This window comes from Cupriavidus gilardii, assembly GCF_008801915.1.
In the GTDB taxonomy this organism is placed as follows: domain Bacteria; phylum Pseudomonadota; class Gammaproteobacteria; order Burkholderiales; family Burkholderiaceae; genus Cupriavidus; species Cupriavidus gilardii.
This window is the reverse complement of sequence record NZ_VZOV01000065.1, coordinates 1-1,334: the sequence shown is the minus strand read 5'-3', so window position 1 is coordinate 1,334 and position 1,334 is coordinate 1. Positions and strand designations below refer to the sequence as shown.

General features: G+C 67.5%; 2 protein-coding genes. Both read left to right on the top strand.

Annotated features, from left to right (window positions below):
* On the top strand, window positions 1-999 hold a 999-nt coding region (locus F7Q96_RS26405; RefSeq protein WP_151023638.1), incomplete at its 5' end, for a dihydrolipoyllysine-residue acetyltransferase.
* A 24-nt stretch (window positions 1,000-1,023) separates the two neighbouring features.
* On the top strand, window positions 1,024-1,334 hold a 311-nt coding region (locus F7Q96_RS26400; protein ID WP_322789923.1), incomplete at its 3' end, for a biotin/lipoyl-containing protein.

The window sequence follows — 1,334 nt, the reverse complement described above, 5'->3', positions numbered from 1 at the left end:
GCAGCGGCTCCGGCTGCCGCGGCGGCCCCCGCGCCGGCTGCGGCGGCGCAGTCCGCGCCGGCCGGCGTCAGCGGCAAGGCCGCGCATGCCAGCCCGTCGGTGCGCAAGTACGCGCGCGAGCTGGGCGTCGACGTGTCGCGCGTGCCGGGCTCCGGCCCCAAGGGCCGGATCACCCACGAAGACGTGCAGCGCTACGTCAAGGGCGTGATGACCGGGCAGGCCGCGGCACCCGCGCAGGCGGCCGCAGGCGGCGCCGGTGGCGGCGAGCTCGGCCTGCTGCCGTGGCCGAAGGTCGATTTCACCCGCTACGGCGAGATCGAAAGCAAGCCGCTGTCGCGCATCAAGAAGATTTCGGGCGCGAACCTGCATCGCAACTGGGTGATGATCCCCCACGTGACCAATCACGACGAGGCCGACATCACCGAGCTCGAAGCGTTCCGCGTGCAGCTGAACAAGGAATACGAGAAACAGGGCGTCAAGGTCACGATGCTGGCCTTCATGATCAAGGCCACGGTCGCTGCGCTGAAGAAGTTCCCGAACTTCAATGCCTCGCTCGACGGCGACAACCTCGTCCTGAAGAAGTACTTCAACATCGGCTTCGCCGCCGATACGCCGAACGGCCTGGTCGTGCCGGTGATCAAGGACGCCGACAAGAAGGGCGTGATCGAGATCGCGCAGGAGATGGCGGAACTGGCCAAGCTGGCGCGCGAGGGCAAGCTCAAGCCCGACCAGATGCAGGGCGGCTGCTTCTCGATCTCGTCGCTCGGCGGCCTCGGCGGTACCTACTTCACGCCGATCATCAATGCGCCGGAAGTGGCCATCATGGGCGTCTGCAAGTCGTATCAGAAGCCGGTCTGGGACGGCAAGCAGTTCGTGCCGCGCCTGACGCTGCCGCTGTCGCTGTCGTGGGATCACCGCGTGATCGACGGCGCCGAGGCGGCCCGCTTCAATACCTACTTCGGTCAGCTGCTGGCCGATTTCCGCCGCATTCTGCTGTAAGCGGCCCGGCCACAGGAGCAAAGCATGAGTGTGATCGAAGTCAAGGTGCCGGACATCGGCGATTTCGACGCGGTAGAGGTGATCGAGGTGCTGGTCAAGCCGGGCGACACGATCGAGCAGGAACAGTCGCTGATCGTGCTGGAGTCGGACAAGGCCAGCATGGATGTACCGTCGTCGGCGGCCGGCAAGGTGGTCGAGGTCAAGGTCAAGGTCGGCGACAAGGTCGCCAAGGACACGGTGATCTGCACGGTCGAGGCGCAGGCCGCGGCGGCAGCGCCGGCGCCCGCGCCCGCGGCGGCTCCGGCTGCTTCGAGCCCGGCTGCGGCGCCCGCGCC